This window comes from Marinobacter sp. AL4B, assembly GCF_019916045.1.
Classification (GTDB): domain Bacteria; phylum Pseudomonadota; class Gammaproteobacteria; order Pseudomonadales; family Oleiphilaceae; genus Marinobacter.
In genome coordinates, this window is record NZ_JAILWZ010000013.1 from 542,353 (window position 1) to 564,025 (window position 21,673).

Annotated in this window: 19 protein-coding genes; 12 read left to right on the top strand and 7 right to left on the bottom strand. The window is 54.4% G+C overall.

Translation table 11 applies throughout. The features are described 5' to 3' along the window. Positions 1-9 precede the first annotated feature (9 nt). Positions 10-2,160: a polyphosphate kinase 1 gene (ppk1, locus tag K5L82_RS12860; protein ID WP_223134415.1), complete on the bottom strand. Its 2,151-nt coding sequence runs from the start codon at positions 2,158-2,160 to the stop codon at positions 10-12. Between the two features lie 43 nt (positions 2,161-2,203). Then, on the bottom strand, positions 2,204-3,235 hold the full coding sequence (gene hemB, locus K5L82_RS12865; RefSeq protein WP_316933395.1) for a porphobilinogen synthase: 1,032 nt from the start codon (positions 3,233-3,235) through the stop codon (positions 2,204-2,206). Between the two features lie 227 nt (positions 3,236-3,462). On the opposite strand from hemB, the gene K5L82_RS12870 reads away from it, so the two are divergent. From K5L82_RS12870 to panP, 4 genes are all read left to right on the top strand, one after another. Next, a complete protein-coding gene (locus K5L82_RS12870; protein WP_133007211.1) occupies positions 3,463-4,092 on the top strand; it encodes a TetR/AcrR family transcriptional regulator in 630 nt (209 codons plus the stop codon). 2 nt (positions 4,093-4,094) lie between these two features. After that, positions 4,095-5,801 (top strand): isovaleryl-CoA dehydrogenase, encoded by a 1,707-nt coding sequence (locus tag K5L82_RS12875; RefSeq protein WP_223134416.1) that lies wholly within the window; start codon positions 4,095-4,097, stop codon positions 5,799-5,801. Positions 5,802-6,021: 220 nt separating this feature from the next. Further along, on the top strand, positions 6,022-6,372 hold the full coding sequence (locus K5L82_RS12880) for a DUF503 domain-containing protein (protein WP_223134417.1): 351 nt from the start codon (positions 6,022-6,024) through the stop codon (positions 6,370-6,372). Between the two features lie 196 nt (positions 6,373-6,568). After that, on the top strand, positions 6,569-8,239 hold the full coding sequence (gene panP, locus K5L82_RS12885) for a pyridoxal-dependent aspartate 1-decarboxylase PanP (RefSeq protein ID WP_133007208.1): 1,671 nt from the start codon (positions 6,569-6,571) through the stop codon (positions 8,237-8,239). 67 nt (positions 8,240-8,306) lie between these two features. On the opposite strand, the gene K5L82_RS12890 is transcribed toward panP, so the two are convergent. Continuing rightward, complete coding sequence (locus tag K5L82_RS12890) at positions 8,307-8,573, bottom strand: hypothetical protein (protein WP_133007207.1); 267 nt, start codon at positions 8,571-8,573, stop codon at positions 8,307-8,309. A gap of 102 nt (positions 8,574-8,675) precedes the next feature. Beyond that, entirely contained in the window at positions 8,676-10,241 is a 1,566-nt protein-coding gene (locus tag K5L82_RS12895) for an inorganic phosphate transporter (protein ID WP_223134418.1), read from the bottom strand. Positions 10,242-10,428: 187 nt separating this feature from the next. Between K5L82_RS12895 and K5L82_RS12900 the strand changes: the two genes are divergently transcribed. From K5L82_RS12900 to K5L82_RS12910, 3 genes are all read left to right on the top strand, one after another. Then, positions 10,429-11,526 (top strand): GGDEF domain-containing protein, encoded by a 1,098-nt coding sequence (locus tag K5L82_RS12900; RefSeq protein ID WP_223134419.1) that lies wholly within the window; start codon positions 10,429-10,431, stop codon positions 11,524-11,526. Positions 11,527-11,593: 67 nt separating this feature from the next. Then, on the top strand, positions 11,594-12,040 hold the full coding sequence (locus K5L82_RS12905; protein WP_223134420.1) for a flavodoxin: 447 nt from the start codon (positions 11,594-11,596) through the stop codon (positions 12,038-12,040). A gap of 104 nt (positions 12,041-12,144) precedes the next feature. After that, positions 12,145-14,700 carry an EAL domain-containing protein gene (locus K5L82_RS12910; RefSeq protein WP_316933396.1) on the top strand — a complete coding sequence of 852 codons (2,556 nt, stop codon included), beginning with the start codon at positions 12,145-12,147 and terminating at the stop codon, positions 14,698-14,700. Here K5L82_RS12910 and tesB read toward each other — a convergent pair. From tesB to K5L82_RS12925, 3 genes are all read right to left on the bottom strand, one after another. Further along, positions 14,667-15,527, bottom strand: coding sequence for an acyl-CoA thioesterase II (gene tesB / locus K5L82_RS12915; protein WP_223134421.1), 861 nt, complete (start codon positions 15,525-15,527; stop codon positions 14,667-14,669). The genes K5L82_RS12910 and tesB overlap by 34 nt on opposite strands. 143 nt (positions 15,528-15,670) lie before the next feature. Next, positions 15,671-16,828, bottom strand: coding sequence for an NAD(P)/FAD-dependent oxidoreductase (locus K5L82_RS12920; RefSeq protein ID WP_223134422.1), 1,158 nt, complete (start codon positions 16,826-16,828; stop codon positions 15,671-15,673). 16 nt (positions 16,829-16,844) lie between these two features. Beyond that, positions 16,845-17,012: a rubredoxin gene (locus K5L82_RS12925; protein ID WP_133007201.1), complete on the bottom strand. Its 168-nt coding sequence runs from the start codon at positions 17,010-17,012 to the stop codon at positions 16,845-16,847. Positions 17,013-17,285: 273 nt separating this feature from the next. Here K5L82_RS12925 and K5L82_RS12930 point away from each other — a divergent pair, with 273 nt between their 5' ends. From K5L82_RS12930 to phoR, 5 genes are all read left to right on the top strand, one after another. Continuing rightward, entirely contained in the window at positions 17,286-17,843 is a 558-nt protein-coding gene (locus K5L82_RS12930) for a hypoxanthine-guanine phosphoribosyltransferase (protein ID WP_223134423.1), read from the top strand. Further along, a complete protein-coding gene (locus K5L82_RS12935) occupies positions 17,824-18,390 on the top strand; it encodes a chorismate--pyruvate lyase family protein (RefSeq protein WP_223134424.1) in 567 nt (188 codons plus the stop codon). The genes K5L82_RS12930 and K5L82_RS12935 overlap by 20 nt, the downstream gene beginning before the upstream one ends. A 55-nt stretch (positions 18,391-18,445) precedes the next feature. Next, positions 18,446-19,342, top strand: a complete 897-nt coding sequence (ubiA, locus tag K5L82_RS12940; protein WP_207924310.1) for a 4-hydroxybenzoate octaprenyltransferase — start codon at positions 18,446-18,448, stop codon at positions 19,340-19,342. Between the two features lie 105 nt (positions 19,343-19,447). Further along, the gene (gene phoB, locus K5L82_RS12945) at positions 19,448-20,140 is read left to right on the top strand and encodes a phosphate regulon transcriptional regulator PhoB (protein ID WP_133007197.1); all 693 of its coding nucleotides are present in this window, start codon (positions 19,448-19,450) and stop codon (positions 20,138-20,140) included. 50 nt (positions 20,141-20,190) lie between these two features. Further along, the gene (phoR, locus tag K5L82_RS12950) at positions 20,191-21,510 is read left to right on the top strand and encodes a phosphate regulon sensor histidine kinase PhoR (protein WP_223134425.1); all 1,320 of its coding nucleotides are present in this window, start codon (positions 20,191-20,193) and stop codon (positions 21,508-21,510) included. Positions 21,511-21,673 lie beyond the last annotated feature (163 nt).

Genomic DNA, 21,673 nt, shown 5'->3' on the forward strand with positions numbered 1-21,673 from the left:
GCCTAGTAACTATGAGCTGGATTTGCCCGTCAGCTTTTCCAGTAAAACCAGCTGCGCCGCCACTCGAGGTTCACCCTCCGCAGGCTGGTTCGGGATGTAGCTGCCATCGGGCTGCAACATCCATGATTGGCAATTATCGGCAAGGTAAGCCTCTAGATCTTCCTGCAAGCGCGCGATCAAAGCGGGCTCTTCAATTGGAAACGCTACTTCGATACGGCTAAGCATGTTTCGCTCCATGCCATCGGCACTGGCGCAGTAAACATCCGGCTTACCTCTGTTTTCGAAGTAGTATATACGCGTGTGCTCCAAAAAACGCCCGACAATGGAGCGCACTCGTATGTTGTCCGATAATCCGGGTACACCGGGGCGCAAACAGCAAATACCCCGAACAATCAGATCAATGTGAACACCCGCCTGCGAGGCACGGTAAAGGGCCTTGATCAACTGGGCATCAGTCAGTGCATTAAATTTGAAAATAATGCGCCCGTCTTCGCCGTAGCTGGACTCCCGCTCGATGAGACTAATCAAGCGCTTGTGCATGGAAAACGGCGCATGAAACAACTTTTTAATCTTCAGCGCCTTACCCATGCCGGTCAGTTGCTGGAACAGCTTGTTAACATCATCACCAATGGATTCGTCACAGGTCATGAAGCTGTAATCGGTGTATAACCGTGCGTTCCCGGCGTGATAGTTGCCGGTACCCAAATGCACATAACGGGACAACTTGCCCTCTTCCCGACGCACAATCAGCAGCATCTTGGCGTGGGTCTTGTAGCCGACTACCCCATACACCACGATGACACCAGCCTCCTGCAGCCGGCTGGCGAGCTCAAGGTTCTCTGCTTCGCTGAACCTCGCCCTTAGCTCCACCACCGCCGTCACTTCTTTGCCGCGACGAGCCGCATCGGCCAACGCTTCAACAATTTCTGATCCGGTTCCCGCCCGATAGAGCGTTTGCCGGATCGCCAAGACCTGAGGGTCTTTCGCTGCCTGACGCAGTAAATCCACGACCGAACTGAAGTTTTCGAACGGGTGCGACAACAGAATCGGGCGCTTCCGAATCGCGTCGAACATCGAGTCTTTGCTGCGTATTTGCCGTGGGATGGCCGCTGAAAAACTGGAATAGGTCAGATCCGGGCGTTCAACCAAACCACTCACTGCAAGCAGCCGGGTCAAGTTTACCGGCCCGTTTACACGATAGAGATCTCTTTCCCCAAGACCAAACTCTCGCAACAGGAAGTGCACCAACTCTTCCGGACAGTTATCGGCCACCTCTAAACGCACACCGTCACCAAAACGGCGACTCAACAACTCACCCCGAAGTGCGGAAGCCAGATCTTCCAGATCGTCTTCAAGCTCCAAATCCGCGTTGCGGGTCAGACGGAACTGATAGCAGCCCTTCACTTCCATACCCGGGAACAGCTCATCAGCGTGGGCGTGGATCATCGATGACAAGAACACCAAATTCTCGCCACCGTCACAAACCTCATCCGGAAGCCGAACCAAGCGGGGCAAGGAACGTGGAGCGGGCAAAATCGCCATGCCGGTCTCGCGACCAAAAGCATCTTTGCCATCCAGTTCCACAATAAAGTTCAGGCTCTTGTTAACCAAGCGCGGAAACGGGTGCGAGGGGTCGAGTCCGATCGGGCTGACCACCGGCAGAATTTCCTCATCGAAGTAGTTTCTGACCCATTCGGCTTGCGCAGCGGTCCATTCACGACGTCGTATGAAGTGGATGTTTTCTTTTTCCAGTTCCGGAAACAACACGTTATTGAGAATGTCGTACTGCTCTTCGATGTACTCATGGGCAACACGACTGATTTCCGCCAACGCCTGTTCCGGCTGAATACCATCAGCACCGACGGTTTCCCGCCCGTACTCCAACTGTTCACGCAAGCCGGCAACCCGGATTTCGAAAAACTCATCCAGATTACTACTGAAAATACAGCAAAAAATCAGACGATTAATCAGCGGATGCGCCGGATCCATGGACTGCTTCAAAACCCGGTAGTTAAACTGAAGTTGACTCAACTCCCGGTTAAACCAGTTCTCACTCGCATCCAGATTAATCTGCTCGCCAACCGGAGGCACCGCTACAGGCGCGGGCACACTCAGGTCATCGCTGGTGATTGATTTTGCTGTTGTTATTTCAGTTGTCATCGTTCTCTGCTTCCCTATCCATCGCGAACGGCCTGCTCGAGTTTTACGCTCGTTGACGATCTCTCATCAATTTCGCTGCTCGCACTGCAAAATAGGTGAGAATGCCATCAGCACCTGCACGGCGCATCGCCATCAGGCTTTCCATCATCACCGCGTCGCCATCAAGCCAGCCGTTTTGCGCAGCGGCCATGTGCATGGCGTATTCACCACTCACCTGGTACACAAACGTCGGCACCTGAAGCTCCGTTTTAACGCGATGCACAATATCCAGATACGGCATGCCAGGCTTGATCATCACCATGTCAGCACCTTCCGCCAAATCCATGACAACTTCGTGAATGGCTTCATCGCTGTTCGCGGGATCCATCTGGTAAGTCGATTTATTGCTTTTGCCCAGATTACCCGCTGAACCGACCGCGTCCCGGAACGGGCCGTAATAACTCGACGCATACTTGGCAGAATAGGCCAGAATCCGGGTATTTACGTAACCGGCCGACTCCAACGCTTCACGAATCGCCGCAACCCGGCCGTCCATCATGTCTGACGGCGCCACCACATCGGCGCCCGCATCAGCGTGAGACAGTGCCTGGTTGACCAACGCCTCTACAGTGACATCGTTTAACACGTAGCCGTCGTTATCGATGATGCCGTCTTGGCCGTGAGTAGTGAACGGATCCAGTGCCACGTCGGTGATGACACCCAACTCAGGATGTGCTTTTTTCAACGCCCGTACCGCGCGCTGCGCCAAACCATCGGAATCCCAAGCGCCCGAGCCCGACAGGTTCTTATGCTCCACAGGTACCACCGGGAACAGCGCGATCGCCGGAATACCCAGCTCCACCAGTTCTGCCGCCTGTTCTACCAGCAAATCAATGCTCAGACGCTCGACCCCAGGCATGGAAGGAACGGCTTCCCGCTGGTTTTCTCCTTCCAGTACAAACACCGGATAGATTAGATTGTCCGGAGTCAGCTGGTTCTCACGAACCATACGGCGAGAAAAATCACTGGCGCGATTACGACGCGGACGGGTAAACGGAAAGCTTCGACCGGAAAGCGGCAGGCGGGGCTTTGACACAGGTAACCTCCTGAACATGAAACCATGAGAAGAGGCCCCATCATACACCTCGCGAGCGGCTTGGTGCAGGCCTGCGGTCATGCCGGCCAACTCACACCATCAAGGTTTGATGTAACATTTTGTAAACAATATTAACTTATTGATTTTATAGGCCATAATTAACGGCATCTGAGCAGTCTTAAATTGACACAAAAAATGAATCGTGATTCACTACTTGGAAATACAGTATGGCCTATCGTGAAACGGACAAAATGCGGCAACGGAAAGCCGAAGCGCGCCAAAACATTCTTAAATGCACGTCTCAGTGCGTGGCTGAAAACGGGTTCCGCAGTGCTCGAATCACGACCATTGCAAATTTGGCGGGCGTAGCAACCGGCACTATCTACCGCCATTTCGAGTCCCGCGAAGACCTGTTTGCCGAAATTTTCCGGCTGGCTACGCAGCGTGAAGTCGATAAGGTGGCCGAAGCGCTGTCCGTGGAAGGCGATGCCGTTCACCGATTAAACAACGCCTTGTGCCAGTTCGCCAGACGTGCCCTAAAAGGCCCCACCCGGGCGTGGGCAATGATTGCCGAACCGGTTGACCCGAAAGTTGAAGAAGAACGACTGTTATACAGAAAAGCCTACGCTAGCCTGTTTGAACAAACCATTCAGGAAGGTATCGCAGAAGGCTCTATACCCGAACAGGATGCCCGCATCACCAGCACCTGCTTGGTAGGCGCCATATCCGAATCACTAGTGGGACCGCTTTCGCTGGCGCAGACAGCCTCACTGCCAACAACAAAAACCGATCAAGAAGCGCTGATCAACACCATCGTCCGCTACTGCGTGAGGGGGTTGACCGGCACCAGGAGCTAAGTATGAGCAAGCCGCTAGACATCACCCGCGATCACAGCGCCGGTACCCCCCGAACGGATCGCTACCTGGCCGCCACCCACGAGGTGCTCAACCAGCCAAACGAGCTGGCCGGTTACAATCTGTTCGAGCAAGACACCGCCCTGCAGGAAGCCGTATTACGGGAAGGCGCTGCCCACGCCAGCGACAGCCTAAGCTGCTTTGGTGCCTGGGCCGGAAAAGCCGACACCATCGAACTCGGCCATCAGGCCAATCACAACAAGCCCAGCTTTCGCACCCATGACCGCTACGGCCACCGGATCGACGAGGTCGCCTTTCACCCGGCCTACCACGAACTGATGACCGCAGCATTGGAAAACGGCTTGCACAGCTCACCTTGGGCCAACCCCGGCCAAGGGGCCCACGTAGCCCGGGCCGCAAAATACTACATGCACTCGCAAGTAGAAGCCGCACACTGCTGCCCCATCACCATGACCTTCGCCGCAATCCCGTCGATCCGCAAACAACCGGAACTGGCGAAGCTTTGGGAACCCAAAATTCTGACCAACGCCTACGACGGCCGTAACCTGCCCGACCGCGAGAAAACCGCCGTCACCATCGGCATGGCGATGACCGAAAAACAAGGCGGCAGCGACGTGCGCGCCAACACCACTCGCGCTTACCCAATCGGAACCGAAGGCCCCGGACGAGCTTACGAACTGGTGGGCCACAAATGGTTTGTCTCTGCTCCAATGTGCGATGCCTTCTTGGTACTCGCCCAAACCACCAACGGCCTGTCTTGCTTCCTGATGCCCCGATGGCGCCCCGACGGCAGCAAAAACCCGTGGCAAATTCAACAGCTGAAAAACAAAATGGGCAACGTCGCCAACGCCTCCAGCGAGGTTGAACTGCGCGGAGCCATGGCCTGGATGGTTGGTGAAGAAGGCCGCGGCGTACCAACCATCATCGAAATGGTTGCCATGACCCGCTTCGACTGCATGATCGGCAGCTCTGCCGGCATGCGCCAAGCCGTCGCTCAAGCCGCCCACCACTGCCACAACCGCAGTGCCTTCGGAGCCCGCCTGAGCGACCAGCCCCTGATGCAAAACGTGCTGGCCGATCTGACCATCGAAAACGAAGCCGCCCTCGCCTACACCATGCGAGTTGCAAGGGCACTGGACAACCAGAACAACGAACACGAACGCCTGCTTGCCCGACTGGCCACCCCCGTCGGCAAATACTGGATCTGCAAGCGCACCCCAAACCACGCCTACGAAGCCATGGAATGCATCGGCGGCAGCGGCGTAATGGAAGACTGCATCATGCCCAGACTGTTCCGGGAATCCCCGGTCAACGCCATCTGGGAAGGTAGCGGCAACGTCCAATGCCTGGACACCCTACGCGCGATCCAAAAAGAACCCGAAACCCTCGACGCCTTCTTCAAAGAGGCCGCCGAAGCCAAAGGTACCGACCGCCGATTCGACCAGTTTCTGGCCCAACTGCAAGCCGATTTCTCCGACATCTGCGACTTCCAGTACCGCGCTAGAAACCTCGTCGACCGCCTTGCTCTCGCCATGCAAGCATCCGTACTGCTTCGCTTCGGCAACCACAACGTGGCCGACGCCTTCTGCGCCTCCCGACTGCAAAACAACGGTGGCATGAACTACGGCAACCTCCCGTCCGGCACCAACGCCGCAGCCATTATCAAACGGGCAACGCCTATAGTAGGCTAGGGCTTATTTCAGGACTCCTTCACCGGCTCCAGGAAACCTCCTGTCTATCCGGATTGCCTAGGGACTCCACTTAATATGTTCGCGAACCGGCGAGGGATGACTTTCCAAAAATGTGCGAAGCCATGGATGGCGAAGCAGAAGCGCCACATAGATGTGCCGAGGGAGCGGTTTTTGGAAAGCCATCCCTTGCCGGTTCATGCACCGAAACTCGGAATCCAAAATGTCTGAATCCCTGAGAAAGCTATTAAAAGAAGGCAAAACCCCAAAACAACAGCCACACACCATCACCCCCCACGTAGGCCTACTTATCCTGCACTTCCAGCTCTACGGCTGCGAAGACCTAAAAGCCAAACGCAAAGCCTTCGCTGCCATGAAAGCTATCTGGGGTAAAGAACCCGACCTAGCCGTCAGCGAAACCGCCGACCACGACGCCCTCGACTGCGCCACCTGGACCATCGCAGCCCTTGGCGACTCCCCCCAGCCGATCACCCAACGCCTCGACCAAGTCGAAAAAGACATTCAGGACCGCATCGACGCCGCAATACTCGACATCCACCGGGAAATACTCTGACTTCACCCACTCTCAGAGAACCGCGAGCACTGAAGGCATAGCGTCAACGCGGATCAAGCCTTATACTACGGCCCCTCAGGGACATATGACCTACTACCAGACAGGTCAGAAGTACATGTGTCAGGCCTAGCCTGGCCCCTCATCCGTAGGGTTTCCGGAACCAACCCTCGGACAATTACTGAAAGTGTGTGGCTCTATGACCGGAAACAAAAAATCCGCCCAAGCCTCAGTCGAGGCCATGTATCGCGTGTTTACGGTGCCCGAAGCGCCGGAGTCCACGCTGAGCCGCATCGACCAGAACATCTCCCGAAATCTCGCTGGTTTCCTCCAGGAACACATCGTCGCTGTCGAGCGGGACCTGTCTGAGGTAGAAAAGAACTTCGCTGATTCTGCCATCCCGGAAAAGCCCGTTTTCGTTTCCGAGCAAGCCCAATTTCTACTCGACAAACTGGTTGCCAACTCCGTACACACCGCATCCCCGGCTTTCATTGGACACATGACCTCAGCACTGCCCTACTTCATGCTGCCGCTGTCCAAGATTATGATCGCCCTGAACCAGAACCTGGTCAAAACCGAAACCTCCAAAGCGTTCACGCCAATGGAGCGCCAGGTATTGGGGATGATTCACCGACTGGTGTACGAACAAGACGGCTCTTTCTACCGGAAATGGATGCACAATCCCCGCCACTCTCTAGGCGCTATGTGCTCCGGCGGAACCGTCGCCAACCTCACCGCGCTTTGGGTCGCCCGCAACCGCGCCTTCCCGGCCGAAGGCAGCTTCCGCGGCTTACACGAAGAAGGGTTATTCCGGGCACTGAAATACTACGGCTACGAAGGCGCCGCCATCGTCGTTTCAAAGCGCGGACATTATTCCTTGCGTAAAGCGGCCGATGTACTGGGTTTGGGCCGAGACGCACTGGTTGCTGTTGAAACCGACGACAACAACTGTATCCAGACCGACGCTCTGCGTGACAAGTGCCTTGAACTGCAAAAGCAAAAAATCAAAGTCATGGCGATCTGTGGCGTTGCTGGCACCACCGAAACCGGCAATGTCGATCCCCTTGATGCCATGTCTGATATCGCTCGGGAGTTCGGTGCACACTTTCACGTGGATGCGGCCTGGGGCGGGCCAACACTGTTCTCTCGCACCTACAGAGGTTTGCTGCGCGGCATCGAAAAAGCCGATTCGGTTACCTTCGACGCCCACAAACAACTCTACGTGCCGATGGGCGCAGGCCTGGTAGTGTTCAAAGACCCCAGCCTCGCGAGTGCGGTTGAGCATCATGCTCAGTACATCATTCGGAAGGGCTCACGTGATTTGGGCAGCACCACGCTCGAAGGCTCACGCCCGGGCATGTCCATGCTGATTCATTCCGGCCTGAAAATTTTGGCCCGTGAAGGGTATGAAATCCTGATCGATCAGGGCATCGAAAAAGCGAAGCTGTTCGCGGACATGATCACCACAGAATCAGACTTCGAACTGGTCACAGAGCCCGAACTGAATATCCTGACCTATCGTTACTGTCCCGATATTGTCCAAGAAGCGTTGGCGGTAGCCGACGAGCTGCAAGCCGAGAAAATGAACAGCTGCCTGAACCGAATCACTAAGTTTATTCAGAAAACCCAGCGTGAACACGGTAAAGCTTTTGTTTCCCGAACCCGACTGGAACCCGCACGTTACTACCGCTTTCCGTGCATTGTGTTCCGGGTGGTACTCGCCAACCCGCTGACCACGCCCGAAATTTTGGAAGACATTCTCAAAGAACAGATAGAACTGTCCCACTCGGAAGGCATTGCGGACGAGATCGACATTCTCTACCAAATGGCGAACGCCGTGCTAAAACCAGCTCAAGCTAAAATCAGATAAGGCATTAAGCGATAAGCTGTCAGGAACGATACCCTGACAGCCTTTTCCGGACTGACCGGGAAGGGAATCAGTAAAGCGCGTCTTCGTCATCCAGCACTTCGTGCAGGATCTCTAAAAACATCTTATCCGCATCACTCCAGGCTTCCGGTATACGAATCGTCGTATTGGCGCTGATCTCGCGCGCGATCAACTCTTCAGCGTCGGCTTGGCCTTTATAATTGCGAGCGATATCTACCGACTTGACCGCAATCGTTGGATCACTCAGAACTTTCTTGATGAAAACTCTCAGCTCTCCAATTATCTTCGCCTGATGACTTTCAACAGATGAACTCATTCCTAACTCCCGAAAGTAAATAGCTGCGGGACAAAGCGACCCCACAAACGCACTGTCTATAGTATGGCTAAAGCGCGGGGCACTAACCAGCCCCGCCAGCGATCAGACCATGATGCCCCGTAGTGCGAAGAACAGGAAGGCTGCCATCAACGCCGATGCTGGCACAGTGATGATCCACGCCGCTGCAATCCGTGTCAGGTGAGAGCGTTTTACCATTTCTTCTTTGTAGATCTTCTTAAGACGCTTACGCTCGGATTTAGACAGCGGTACCTGCTGCTTCTTCTTTTTAGCGCGTTTCAGCAAGCTTTCCATCTCTTCCAATGTGGCATTGCGGAAGTCATCCAGAAACGGCTTCAGACGCTCCTGATCGGCCGGCTCGTGCGCTTCAATGATCTTGTGCAACTGGGTCGCGTAATTGGATTTCAAGTATTCCCGAAGGAAGCCGACCCCAAACACACCACCGATGGCGATGTGGGTCGAGCTCACAGGGAGCCCCAACTGCGATGCCAGAATAACCGTCAAAGCAGCCGACAAGGCAATACAAAAGGCACGGGTTTTATCCAGCTCGGTTATCTCGCTACCCACGGTTTTAATCAAGCGCGGGCCGAACAACATCAAACCAACGGCAAGCCCCAAAGCACCGACCAACATAACCCAAAGCGGGATGCTTGCGGAGGTTACCACGCCGCCGCCGGCTTGAATGGCATCGTTAATGGCTGCCAGAGGGCCAATCGCGTTGGCCACGTCGTTGGCACCGTGCGCAAAGCTGAGCAAGGCTGCGGCACAGATCAGAGGCCATGTGAACAGAGTGTTTACACCGTCTGTGCTGTTCTCCATGGTAGCAGCACGACGACTCACCAGACCTCGCATTGCAAAGAAGACCGCAGCGGCCACCGCCAGACCAATCAACGACGCATCGACAATGTCGACCTTTACAATTTTCTTAACGCCTTTGACCATCAGATACGTGGTAAAGGCCCAGGCCATAATCGACACGAGCCAAGGCACAAACGTGCGGGCTGACGACACCAGATTCTGGCGGTATAGAACGGTTTTATTAATGACGTACAAAAACAGCGCCGCCAACAGGCCACCCAAGACCGGGGAGATAACCCAGCTCGCGGCAATTTTGCCCATCACCGCCCAGTCAGCGATCTGCCAGCCCCCGGCCGCGATACCCGCACCCAGAACACCACCAACAATCGAGTGAGTCGTAGATACCGGAGCGCCCATCCAGGTGGCCAGGTTCAACCAGAGAGCACCCGCCAAAAGAGCCGCCGTCATTAACCAGACAAACGCACGGGGATCCTCCAGCGATGTGGGATCAATGATGCCACCTTTGATGGTCGAAACCACATCGCCACCCGCAATGAGTGCGCCCGCTGCTTCGAATAGAGCCGCCAGAATAACCGCTGCACCCAAAGATAGCGCACCGGAGCCTACTGCCGGCCCTACATTGTTGGCAACATCGTTGGCACCGATATTAATGGCCATGTAACCACCAATCACGGCTGCTGCCATCAATAACATACCGTTGGGCAGGTCATGGGCGAACGAGCCAACCACCAACCAGACACCAAGTAGAAAGAGCAAACTCAACCCCACGCGATACCGTTCGGTCGTTGGGCTGCTAAGAAGGGTATCCAGATAACCGCTGGAACGTGCCATAAGCGCTATGCTCTCTTTAACCATTATGGGTTTGACAGATCATCGGCCGCGCACTATAAAATTTTTGCCTCAAAAATGAAACAAAAGTGCGTTTCCGGTCATCCTTCACATTGTAGTCAAGTTGCGCTCCAATCTTCAGTTCTTTTGGCCCATACTGGGCAAAAATGTGTCAATAAGTACAACACAAATGCATGAAGACCTAACACTTAGCCAAGCGCTCTCGACTGAACATGAAGAGCAACAAGTATCTCGCTTACTGACCGGTGTGTCGGTGATGGCGTTGCTGTTTTTATTCGGTATTGGCACCAAGGCCTGGTACTCCGGCAACACGACTCACGGCGCTATACTCTGGTTTTTCAGCCTACCAATTTTCCTGAACATGATCTGGTTCGCTCACACCGGTAACCGGGACACCCAAAAAGCCGGCTTACTCACCTTTGTCGCCATTTTACTGTCTTACCTGATCGCCACCGGCGGTGAAAGCAGCACCGGCCCGCTCTGGTTTTATGCCTTGCCACCTTTACTGTTTTTTCTAACCAGCCTAAAAGCCGGTACCGCCATTCTGCTGTTCTGCTATCTCGCCGCGCTCATCGTATTCCAGTTTCCCGACTTGCCCGGCATCACCGCAACTTACAACAATGACTTCAAGATTCGTTTTTTCGCCACCCTCACCTTCGAATCCATTTTTTGTTTTGTTCTTGAAGCAACACGTCAGTCCGCGCGGAATAAACTGGTCAGCTTTGCACAGGCGCACGAACATGCTGCCCGCACAGATGAATTGACCGGCCTGGCCAACCGCCGGGAGATGTTGAAACGGCTAAACACCGAATTTTCGCGCTACCAGAGGGCTGGACATCATTTTTCCATCGTTCTGATCGATCTGGATTTATTCAAACAGGTCAACGACAACCACGGTCACGATGCCGGAGATAAAGTCCTTCAACGCTTTGCGGAAGTGACTCACGGAGTCACTCGGCAAACCGATGTGGCGGCCCGTTGGGGCGGCGAGGAATTTATGCTGTTATTGCCAGACACCACTTTACTGCAAGCTCTTGCTTTAGCCGAACGGCTGAGATCCGAGATAGCAAGCACCGCATTCACACACAATGAAACGACGGTGCCGGTCACCCTCAGTGCCGGTGTTTGTTCAATTTCCAACGCGACCTCAATTAACGAGCTACTGAAACAGGCCGACGTGCAGCTTTATACCGCCAAAGAGAGTGGCAGAAACCGAATCTCCCCCCGCGTTCGTAGCCAAGATAAAGTGCAGGTATCTCCGACTTGAGTGCATTCATCACCACCGCTATGATCTCGCCACGCACCAAGCTCCACTCTCAAATAAAGGCAAGATCATGGCAGCAATCCGCATCCTGACAGGCAGCGTCTATGGCGGCGCACTTCAAACGGCCAAAACCATCAAAGAAACGCTGGAGCCAGAAGGCCATCAGGTATCCGTGCTGGAATCGCCCAGCCTTGACGACATCACCACTAATAACGACGCTCTTTTGGTCTGTACGTCGACCACCGGCCAAGGCGAACTGCCACCCAATCTTCTGCCTTTCTATGTCGACCTCAAAGAGCAGCTACCCCAACAGCCCGGCCGGCCGTTCGGCATTATCGTGCTCGGCGACAGCTCTTATGGCGACACTTACTGTGGCGCCGGCGATTTGATGGAAGAAGCTCTTTACGAAACCTGCGCTCGTAAAGTAGGTGAGACGCTTAAAATAGATGCTCTGGAAACACTTGAGCCGGAAGCTGAAGCAGTGGAATGGGCCAGCCAATGGGCAAAAGAACTCTGAAGGGCATTTATCAGGCGTCAATCGCTACACATTCCAGCTTGAGCCGCCACCTTGTAGCGTTCATACTCGATGCAGAACGATAAGAATGATAAGAGCGGCGACGCGTGAAACTACTGAACTCGGCACAATGTTTGGGAATTCTATTGTTAATGCTGGCAGCCTTGTCTTCAGCATTCGCAGCCAGCTCGTCTTATATTCCGGACATGGATTATGTGCGCTTGGCCCCGGAAATCGAGGTTACGGCTTCGGACCTTCTAGAAACAGGTCGCTGGCAGCGACTGCCGGAACGCACAGCCAATTTTGGCTACACAGAGGATCAGATTTGGCTGCGGTTCAAGGTATCCAAACCCGCCAGTGACCAACTGGTTGAAATCAGCTACCCCGCGCTCGATTACATCGATCTTTACGTCTTTGATGGTGACAAGCTGATCCAACAGGAAAGCACAGGTGATCAAAAGCTGTTCTCTGAAAGAGTGATTCAGCACCCGCTTTTTCTGTTTCCGCTCCGCCTACAAACCGACGGTCAGTACAACATTCTGATTCGAGCTCAGACTCAAGGCGCGATGCAGATCCCCCTCAAACTATGGGATCGCCAGCACTACTTCGAACATACTTCCATTGAAACTCAGTTGCACGCGGGTTACTACGGCATCCTGCTAACCATCATTTGTTTCAACCTGTTTGTCTTCCTGGCCCTCCGGGAACCCGTCTACCTGCTATATGTACTTTCAACATCAGGCTACCTAATCTTGATTGGCAGCCTGAACGGCAGCACTTACCAACTCCTTTGGCCTCGCAGCCCCGACATCCAGAGCGTCGCGATGGCGGTGGTTGTGCCACTTGCGGTCGCTTTCTCCTGCATGTTTTCTGCCGTCTTCTTGAGACTGAAACAATCGAGTCCGCTCCTAAACCGGCTCCTGATGCTAGTCATCGGGCTGAATTTTGGCTTAGCAGGTTTCAGTTTGTTGGGCGACTACAGCACAGCCATCCGGTTGGATGTGGCCTTTGCGATTCCCAGCTGTCTGTTTCTGACCATTCTCGGGCCTATCCAGTGGTACAGAGGCAACCCGCAAGCGTCCTACTACACCATGGCATGGGGAGCTTTGACTCTGGGCAGCGCGATCACAGGGGCCAACAAAATGGGGTTCATTCCCAACAGTTTTCTCACCGCCTATGGCATGCAAATCGGCTCTGTTCTGGAAGCCCTATTGCTGAACCTTGCTTTGGCTTCACGACTCTACCATGAGCGACAAGATAGACTCACCGCCAGAGACGCCGAATTCAAGGCCCTGGAAGCTCGACGCTCAGCGGAATTAAAGCTGATGGATCAAGCCCTTCACTACCCGCTGACTGGGCTACCGAACCGCAGCAGTTTCGAAATGCTACTGAACGAGCTGATCCAGAATAACCCCGGCAAACGCTATGGCGTCGTTTTACTGCATCTCAACAATCTAGACCCAGTGACCAAGACCTTGGGCCATCGCAACACCGACGCCATCCTGATGAGAGCATCGAAGCACTTCAATGCTGTTGCGCGCGAAGTACCCGGTGCACAAATAATCGAAACCAGTAGCACCACCGATTTTTACCTGGCCCACTTCGACCCACAAACCTTTGCTTGCATCGTTGATGCCGACCAAACCGCTACAACCCAACGAAAGTTGATCCAAAGCCTGGACGAGGTTCGATGGCCCGTCGAGTTTCTCGGCATGGAAGTGCCGCTCGAGCCCCGCCTTGGCATCGCAGTACACCCTGAAAATGGCAACGACGCTAACACCCTCATACGCAGGGCGGCCATAGCCGAAGGCTCGGGCCGGGCCATCGAGCGCGGCCTGGCTTTCTACAAGCCATCACGTGACTCCTACAGCGCAGATCGGCTAACGCTTGTCTCCGAACTACGCCATGCCATCGACAACAATGAGCTGGCGTTGTACTTACAGCCCAAACTTGCACTCAAAACCCGCGAGATCATTGGTTTTGAAGCACTGCTGCGCTGGCGTGGCCGAGAGCAAAGCGTATTCGCTGATGAAATTATTGCCGTCGCCGAGCAGAGCGGCCTGATCAAACCGCTGACTCGCTGGGTGATATTAGAAGCGCTGAAAATGAGAGAACGGCTTGTCGAACTTGGCAACCAGGTAAGCATCGCTGTGAACATTTCACCGAATAATTTGAGAGAGCCGGATTTTGCGCTGTTTGTCCGTCAGCAAATGAAGCACTGCCCGTCTCATCTTGGATCGATCATTTTCGAGGTCACCGAAACCTCGATGATGCAAGATCCGGCGAATTCCCTGAAAGCCCTGAACTCACTCAACCAAGCTGGCATTCCTTTGTCGATTGACGACTTTGGCTCCGGCTATTCATCACTCTCTTACATCAAACAGTTGCCCGCCAAAGAGATCAAGATTGACCGGTCACTCATCACAGACTTATCGGATCGAAAAGAAGACCGGGTGATCGTTCAGACCACCATCAACATGTGTCATAGTTTGGGGTATACCGTCGTGGCCGAAGGGGTCGAGGACGAAGCCACCCTCAACTTGCTGTCAGACATGGGCTGCGACCAGATCCAGGGGTACTTTCTGAACCGGCCGTTGCCATTTGAGGAGGTAATCGAGTGGCTGGCAGATCAGCCCTGTCGCTCGCGGATCAGCGCCTCCTGAGTGGTTGATGCCACCAACACACCATCCCGCGTGTAGAAATTACCCCGATTGAAGCCACGGCCGCCTGACGAACTCGGGCTGTCTTTGTCGTACAACAGCCACTCATCCATCCGAAAATCCCGGTGGAACCAGATCGAATGGTCAAGGCTCGCCACCTGCATATTCTTGTTCATGAACGAACGGCCATGAGGGGCCATTGAGGTGCCCAGGAAGCTGAAATCCGAGGCATAGGTCAGCAGACAGCGATGTAATACCGGATCGTTCGGCAGAGGCCCGGCGGTGCGGAACCAGTTCTGCCGATATGGCGGCCGTTTCTGAGGGTTGAACGGATTGTCCGGGTTGACCGGGCGTATTTCAATGGGGCGATCACGAGAGAGCATGCCGCGGATCTTTTCCGGCACCTTATCGGCAATCATCTTGCCCAAGTCCTGTTCGGAGCGTAGCGTCTCTGGCGCGGGCGCATCGGGCATCTCGAACTGGTGACTCAACCCCTCTTCAGCCGTCTGAAAGGACATCGAGCCAGTCAGAATCTCCTTTCCATCCTGGCGGGCAATAACCCGACGTACAGCAAAAGAACCGCCATCCCGAACCCTCTGAACTTCGTAGTCGATGGGCATCCTGTGATTACCGGGGCGCAGGAAATAAGCATGCAAAGAGTGGCAAAGCCGGTCTTCAACGGTACGGCTCGCCGCCATCAAGGCTTGCCCCAACACCTGTCCGCCAAAAACATGGGGAAATCCCAGGTCTTCACTGTCCCCTTGGAAATGATCATCTCCGATCGGCGATAAATCCAGCAATTCCACCAGTTTCTTGGTTACTTCCAGCATGCCCACTCCTGTCCCGTCATTCGAGAGCTTTTCGCAGCTCCTTAGCTTACGAATAGTTTTCTACCTCAGGCGCCGGTTTTACGCAATGCTATTCGGGAAAAGAATCGTTCCCAGCCAACCCCAGCGCCTCGGTCACCTCTCTCTTATTCTTGGTGGATGGGCGGCACCTGTTTCGACAATGCTTGCTTTTCAACAGCAAATCGACCGGTCACAGCAAACCCGAGGATGTCGCCCGAGGCAGCCTTGAACACGGCTTTCACGTCGGAGCCCTCTTGCTCGACCTGCCATTCGCCTTCGGCGCCTTTTGGCGGCGGGCACACAGCGGTTGGGCAACACGGAGTTTTGATCATAATAGGCATGGTGCCGTAGCGCACTTCCGTTCGCTGGTCCGTCAGAGTTTTTGCCAGTGCCCGCGCGCTCGCCATTAAAGGAAGAACGTATAACAAAACCTGGCCATCTACTTCTGCGCAGTCTCCCAGTGCAAAAACATCTGGAGCCGAGGTTTCCAAAGCACGATTCACTGTGATGCCGCGGCCAACGTTCAAACCAGCCGCTTTCGCCAATTCAACTCGTGGGCGAAGGCCCACAGCTGAGACCACCAAATCGGCATCCAATTGAACCCCGTTGCCAAGCGTTAAGCTTACGCCTTGCTCTTGGCGATCAACACGATCGACTACGGTCCCCAAATGAAAACGCGCGCCTAACTCGGTCAGTTCATGCTGAACCGCTTTTGCAGCTGCTTCGGGCAACAGACTGGGCATTACGTTGGCATCCGGTGCAATCACATCCACCTCATAGCCACCATTACGCAGATCGTTGGCAAACTCGCAACCAATCAAACCCGCCCCCATGATGGCAACGCGCTTACCACCGTGCAGAGCATTTCGGAACGCGCGGTAATCAACCAGATCATTAATGGAATGGATATGCTCCTGGCCATCTCCCTCGATGCCCAAGCGAACCACATCTGCGCCCCAAGCCAGCACCAATTTGCCATACCTCAAACGCTCATCACCCAAGATCAACTCATGACTCTCGGTATCAATACCCGTCACGGTACTATACGTGCGCACCGTAACGTTCAGCTGTTCCGACATGGCTGCCGTTTCAGCCTGAGCCAGACCATCGGCATCTTTGCCTTTGGTAAAACCTGTCGAAAGCATCGGTTTGGAATAACTCACACCATCATCGGCGGTGATCATAATGACCGGCGTTTCTTTATCGAGCTTGCGCAGCTCTTTCACCAACGAATATCCGGCGAGTCCGGTTCCGACAATGATAATGGGTGCTGGTTGTGACATGGCTGTGCTCCGTTTATCAGCTGATTTCGATCATCTCGAAGTCTTCCTTACCCACGCCGCAGTCCGGGCATTCCCAATCTTCTGGCACATCTTCCCAAAGCGTTCCGGGCTCGATACCGTCTTCCGGCCAGCCTTCCGCTTCGTCGTAAATCAGCCCGCAAACCACACACTGCCACTTCTTCATAATCATTCCTCAATCAAAATATCCCGGCAAAAACCTGTCAGACAATACAGCAATAAATCATAAACTCAAAATAGCGAATGACTCGCCATTGCCTCAATCTGAAGACAGGGGTCATCATAACCGCCTCTCACCCACCGACCAATGCCGGATGCGACGAGCTTCGTCACTTTACCGGCCAATAGCTGTAATTACACATAACGATCACGCGATCCGCTCTCCCTTCAGACCTCTCGGTTCGGTATAATCTGCCGTTTTGAGACAGGACCGACCGTTATGACCGATACCGTCGCCGAAATGAACCAAGTCATGGCTGAAGCTGACTGCCTAGTGAATGACCAGCAAGTCAACACAGCAATCGACAACATGGCGAAAGAGATTACTGATCGCCTGAAACACAGCAATCCGCTGTTGTTCTGCGTCATGAATGGTGGTCTTATTCTGACCGGCCAGTTGCTGCCCCGGCTTAATTTCCCTGTTCAAGCTGAGTATCTGCATGCCACCCGTTACCGACAGGAAACCACCGGAGGCATCCTGGAATGGAAGCTTCAGCCCGAAGCCGACATGAAAGATCGCACCGTACTGATTGTCGACGACATTCTGGACGAAGGCACCACCCTGTGTGCAATCGCCGATTACTGCAAGGCACACGGTGCCCGTGAAGTTTTGACCGCCGTTCTGGTCGACAAAGACCACAACCGCAAGGCCAAACCCGATTTGAAAGCCGACTTCACCGGCATGTCGGTCGAAGACCGCTTCCTGTTCGGCTTCGGCATGGACTACAAAGGGTACTGGCGTAACGCCCCCGGTATTTATGCTGTCAAAGGACTTTGATACAGCGCCCGGGCTAAGCATCCCCCCTACCCAATGGTACCGATCACTGGCGGCTGCTGGCCTCCAAAACCCGGATGTTTACGGCCCGGCTTGCCACTGGTTGCAGGTGGAAGGTTCATTTACCAAAGCACTGCAGAAAAAATGCCGCGCAAGCTTTCAGGTAGATGTTATCCGGGAAGGGTTCACCGAGCCGTCTGACGAAGAAGCTCGGCGCCTATCCATTCCCCGCCGTCAAAAAGCCTGGATCCGGGAAGTCCAGCTATGCGGAGATGGTCAGCCTTGGGTACTCGCTCGCACCATCATTCCGGTCAGCTGTCTTGAAGGCCTTGGCCGACGCCTGTTGAACCTTGGCAACAAACCCTTGGGCGCGTACCTGTTCAGCAGCCCCGATTGGGAGCGCGGCCCGCTAGAAACCGGACTCTGCCAACCTGAACTCGCCAGCCAACCCAAATTGGCCCGCCGCTCGCTCTTCCATTGCGACCAAACAGCCCTCATGGTCTGTGAGTTTCTCTTGCCCGCACTGTATCAATCGGACCATCCGCTTTAACCGCCACCGCACTGGTGGCTATAATCAGCCCTCCACCCCTACGCTCGACGAACGGATGATCATCACCATGTTGCAGAATGCTCTGCCTGAGCACGTTCAAGCACGCTTAATCGATTATGCGAAGCTGCTTCGTATCGACCGTCCTATTGGCACCCTGTTACTGCTATGGCCGACCTACTGGGCGCTTTGGCTGGCCGGCGATGGCAGCCCATCCATGGCCAACGTTATTATATTCACGCTCGGTGTGTTCATGATGCGAGCAGCGGGATGTGCGATTAATGATTTCGCCGATCGGGAGTGGGACCGACACGTGGAGCGTACCCAAGACCGCCCACTGACCACCGGTCGCATCCAAGCCTGGGAAGCCATCGCGCTGTTCGGCGGCCTTTGCCTTATCTCGTTTCTGATGGTGGTACTGTTCACTAACTCGCTCACCTTGTACCTGTCGTTTGGCGGCGCGATTCTCGCATTCATTTACCCGTACATGAAGCGCTACACCCACCTACCCCAGCTGTTTCTTGGGGCTGCATTCAGCTGGGCCATCCCGATGGCCTGGGCCGCCGAAGCCAATGATCTCAGCCAACTCACCTGGCTGCTGTTTACTGCAAACGTGCTCTGGACTGTCGCTTACGATACGTTCTATGCCATGGTGGATCGCGATGATGATTTAAAAGTGGGGATCAAATCGACCGCTGTTCTGTTTGGTGAAGCCGATCGCACCATACTTGCGGTACTTCAGACCCTGGTGGTTCTGGTATTGATTATGGTTGGCAGGCAGGCTGATCTCGGTAGTTTCTATTATCTGGGCTTGGTGGTAATGGCCTGTTTGTTCGTTTACCAGCAGTATCTGGCAAAGGATCGCGCCCGGGACGGTTGTTTCAAAGCTTTTTTGAACAACAATTGGGCCGGGTTTGCCGTGTTCGTCGGCTTAATTCTCGACTTAGCGCTGTAACCACCCGCTCTTGTCATAAACTTGTAACCTAGGCGCGTTGTAATGGGTCGGTAACAATACTAGGAGCGACAAACGGACTCCGCCGCTTGATACAGGTTGAAGCTCATGACTGGAAAAACTGTGCTGATTGTTGACGACGAAGCGTCAATCCGAGAAATGATTGCCGTCGCATTGGAGATGGCCGACTACAATTGCCTGGAGGCTGCCGACGCCCTCGAAGCGCACACGCTGATCGTCGATAAACAACCCGACTTAATTCTGCTGGATTGGATGTTGCCCGGCACCAGCGGGGTCGAGCTCGCCCGGCGCCTGAAAAAAGACGAGGCCACCGCCGATATCCCCATCATCATGCTCACGGCGAAGGTTGAGGAAGACAACAAAATCCAGGGGCTTGAAGTTGGCGCTGACGATTACATCACCAAGCCATTCAGCCCAAGGGAGTTGGTCGCTCGCCTTAAAGCCGTATTGCGCAGGGCAACCCCTGCCGGTGTAGATAGCCCGATCGACGTCGAGGGTCTGATACTCGACCCCGTCAGCCATCGCGTTTCTACGCCTGCCGGCCCTCTCAATATAGGGCCGACCGAATACCGTTTACTTCAGTTTTTTATGACGCACCAGGAGCGGGTTTATACTCGTACTCAACTGTTGGATCAGGTTTGGGGTGGCAACGTCTATGTCGAGGAGCGCACCGTTGATGTTCACATCCGGCGGTTACGAAAGGCCTTGGGGTCCGACTACGACCATCTGGTACAAACCGTTCGCGGTGCCGGCTATCGTTTTTCAATCCAAGCGGCCTGACCTATGCGGCACTTACATTTATTAGAAGCAGCACTGCCGGGCGGGTATTGATGCAGTATAACTGGTCCCGATATTTACGACTGATTTTGGCGGGCATCACCGGCACCACCCTGCTTGGCTGGTACTTTGGCGTTCCGCTGTACGGCCTGCTTACCGGGCTAACGGTCTATTTATGGTGGACGTTGTTACAGGCCCGCCGCCTCTACCAGTGGTTGGGCAATCCCAGCGCGTCTGACGAGCCCCCCCAAAGCATCGGCATGTGGGGGCATATTTTCGATAGCCTGCACAAACTTCATCAAAGCCACCTGAGCAAACAGGACACTCTGCGTTCGCGCATTAATCGGGTACAAGACTCCACCAACTCCATGCGTGAAGGCGTCATCATGACCAACACCCGGGGGGAGATGGAGTGGTGGAACGATGCCGCCGAATATCTGTTGGGCTTCAGGCGCAGCACTGACCGCGGCCAGTACATACATAACCTGATTCGATCTCCGGCCTTCAAAACCTACTTCGAAGCCCGAAACTACGCAGAGCCCCTAGAGCTGAATTCGCCCGCCAAGCCGCACATCCATCTGGAATTCCAGATTAACCAGTTCGGCGATGATGACCGCTTAATCGTGGCCAAAGACGTCACCCGTTTGTTTCAACTCGAGCAAATGCGCCGTGATTTTATCGGGAACGTCTCGCACGAGATGCGCACTCCACTAACAGTGATCAGCGGTTACCTGGAAACGCTCATTGATCACGTAGAGGAGTTGCCGCCGAAGTGGCGTCGGGCGATCCACACCATGCAGACTCAATCGTCTCGGATGGAGGCACTGATTACCGACCTGATCCTGCTGTCCAAGATTGAAACCGGCGAGCACACCGCCGATCAGGTGCCCACCGATGTTGAGGTAATGCTCAACCAGATACGAAACGATGCCAAAGCACTCAGTGGCGAGAAGGGCCACCAGATCGACATCCAAATCACCGAACACCGCCTGCTTAAGGGCGACGGCAATCAGCTTCGGAGCGCCTTTTCGAACCTTATCTTTAACGCGGTGAAATACACGCCGGCGGGCGGTCAAATTACGGTGATATGGGGCACCAACCGGGACGGGGCTCACTTGACGGTTAAGGACACCGGCATCGGAATTGATCCGGTGCATATCCCCCGGCTGACGGAACGTTTTTATCGTGCCGACCCCAGCCGGCATCAGGGTACTGGCGGCACAGGCCTAGGGCTAGCCATCGTCAAACACGTTCTGATCAATCACGATGGCCATCTGGAAATTCAAAGTAACCTCGGTGAGGGCAGCAGATTCATCTGCCACTTCCCTTACGAGCGCTTGGTTGAGCGCGCCCCCGAGAACACGTCGAGTTAAACAGCCCGAGAGGACAACAACCCAAGGCTTTTCACAAACCCGATTAAACAATTGTCACCTCTCCAGCCTTATGGTGATGTTTCCTTATTCCGAAAACACGCTACCATGGCTGTTCCGATTTCATTATTTATGGCTTACGAGGTTCACTGTGGCTCAGCTCCTG

Bases quoted from the DNA above. Each gene is read 5' to 3' on its own strand.
- ppk1 (WP_223134415.1), bottom strand. From the start codon at position 2,160: ATGACAACTGAAATAACAACAGCAAAATCAATCACCAGCGATGACCTG.
- K5L82_RS12870 (WP_133007211.1), top strand. From the start codon at position 3,463: ATGGCCTATCGTGAAACGGACAAAATGCGGCAACGGAAAGCCGAAGCG.
- K5L82_RS12875 (WP_223134416.1), top strand. From the start codon at position 4,095: ATGAGCAAGCCGCTAGACATCACCCGCGATCACAGCGCCGGTACCCCC.
- K5L82_RS12880 (WP_223134417.1), top strand. From the start codon at position 6,022: ATGTCTGAATCCCTGAGAAAGCTATTAAAAGAAGGCAAAACCCCAAAA.
- panP (WP_133007208.1), top strand. From the start codon at position 6,569: ATGACCGGAAACAAAAAATCCGCCCAAGCCTCAGTCGAGGCCATGTAT.
- K5L82_RS12890 (WP_133007207.1), bottom strand. From the start codon at position 8,573: ATGAGTTCATCTGTTGAAAGTCATCAGGCGAAGATAATTGGAGAGCTG.
- K5L82_RS12895 (WP_223134418.1), bottom strand. From the start codon at position 10,241: ATGGCACGTTCCAGCGGTTATCTGGATACCCTTCTTAGCAGCCCAACG.
- K5L82_RS12900 (WP_223134419.1), top strand. From the start codon at position 10,429: ATGCATGAAGACCTAACACTTAGCCAAGCGCTCTCGACTGAACATGAA.
- K5L82_RS12905 (WP_223134420.1), top strand. From the start codon at position 11,594: ATGGCAGCAATCCGCATCCTGACAGGCAGCGTCTATGGCGGCGCACTT.
- tesB (WP_223134421.1), bottom strand. From the start codon at position 15,527: ATGCTGGAAGTAACCAAGAAACTGGTGGAATTGCTGGATTTATCGCCG.
- K5L82_RS12920 (WP_223134422.1), bottom strand. From the start codon at position 16,828: ATGTCACAACCAGCACCCATTATCATTGTCGGAACCGGACTCGCCGGA.
- K5L82_RS12925 (WP_133007201.1), bottom strand. From the start codon at position 17,012: ATGAAGAAGTGGCAGTGTGTGGTTTGCGGGCTGATTTACGACGAAGCG.
- K5L82_RS12930 (WP_223134423.1), top strand. From the start codon at position 17,286: ATGACCGATACCGTCGCCGAAATGAACCAAGTCATGGCTGAAGCTGAC.
- K5L82_RS12935 (WP_223134424.1), top strand. From the start codon at position 17,824: ATGCTGTCAAAGGACTTTGATACAGCGCCCGGGCTAAGCATCCCCCCT.
- ubiA (WP_207924310.1), top strand. From the start codon at position 18,446: ATGATCATCACCATGTTGCAGAATGCTCTGCCTGAGCACGTTCAAGCA.
- phoB (WP_133007197.1), top strand. From the start codon at position 19,448: ATGACTGGAAAAACTGTGCTGATTGTTGACGACGAAGCGTCAATCCGA.
- phoR (WP_223134425.1), top strand. From the start codon at position 20,191: ATGCAGTATAACTGGTCCCGATATTTACGACTGATTTTGGCGGGCATC.